This window comes from Herbaspirillum autotrophicum (assembly GCF_001189915.1).
Taxonomy (GTDB): domain Bacteria; phylum Pseudomonadota; class Gammaproteobacteria; order Burkholderiales; family Burkholderiaceae_D; genus Herbaspirillum; species Herbaspirillum autotrophicum.
This window is the reverse complement of the sequence record NZ_LFLS01000084.1, coordinates 1-1,349: the sequence shown is the minus strand read 5'-3', so window position 1 is coordinate 1,349 and position 1,349 is coordinate 1. Positions and strand designations below refer to the sequence as shown.

The 1,349-nt window shown below is 51.1% G+C and carries 1 protein-coding gene; it reads left to right on the top strand.

The features are described 5' to 3' along the window. Positions 1-1,349: hypothetical protein (locus AKL27_RS28285; protein WP_198156111.1), on the top strand; the 1,349-nt coding region annotated here is incomplete at both ends.

Here is a 1,349-nt window from a genome sequence, read left to right as displayed (position 1 = left end):
TGATGCTTATTTTGAGTACTTCGAAGCGAGGATGCAGGGTCTTAATTTCACACTGCCAGATCTTTCCGCTGTTTATGGACCGCACAAAATAATCGTCAATTTTGATGTGAAATACTTTCGCGAAAATTGGGGATGGTTGCAACAGGTAAATGTATTTGGAGGAAATCAGCAGATTTTTACCTCTGGCGGTAACTACAGCGTTGATTTTAATTACGCTGGGTTGCACCGGTTTCCTGAGTTCTTTTTTGGTTGGGCAATCGAAGTGTTTGTTCAGCCCGAAAACGGTAGTTTAATTTCGTTGGGATCTATCAATAAGGGTGTTTACCCGATGTTGAACCCTACTGCTGGGATGGCGGTTTCTTCTACCTATTACATTGAACCTTATAGCACAGCGACTGAGGCGGATGCAGCAAAGGCTTTTCTTGCAGGGAATGTATATAACACCGGGGCAGTGTCAAATATACCCGGCAGCAACCAGCTGCGTTTGAGCAACCAGACATTACTGAACGCAGCGTCAGTCGATTTGTACTACCGTCCGCAGGGGAGCACTGGTCCGTACAGCAAGTTACCGACGAGTGTGATGCCAGGTCAGAGTGGCACGTATGTTGCCAATATGGCCGGCCTGAACGGCACCTACGACATGATGCTGGTGTCCACCGACAAGGATGGCAAAGTACTGCGTAACGATAAACTGACGGTCAATCACACGGCAGCAGGTGGATCGGTGACGCGCACCAGCGGTGTGACCAATAACCCTGTGATGGAACTTGGCCAGTCGGGCGTTGTAATGCATCTGACAGGTCTGCAACTGACCAGCAACGGCAAGCTGGCGACTTCGCTGATTTATACGGCTTTACCTTCGGGCACACCGGTCACTATTAATGCCCGTAATGGCATTCCGGGTCTGTTCGATATTCCTGTCGTTGGTGGTGATGCACAAATCATTGCCATTGATGCCAATGGCAACCGGGACACTTTGATTGCAAAGATTAGCATTTTATCGGATTCGCCTACCGTTACAGCGAGCCTGAAAGCCGTCAGCGTCGCTGATTCGACACTGGTGTTCCGCAATCTGTCCAAGGATGCGACGCAACTGACGATACGCTATCGTTTGGCGGGCGCATCGACCTGGCTGACCAAGACCCTGACACGACCTGCCGGTTCAGTCGCCGACTGGAGTTGGGATACGCAAGCCGATGGTCTGGTGCCGGACCGCACCAAGGCTTATCAGTACGAAGTCCAGTTCGACGCGTATGACAGCGATGGCAGCAAGGTCAATAACGGTACCGCGAGTATTACAGCCGGCGCGATTCCTGGGGGTACTTACACCACCCCGACCATTACCGGTT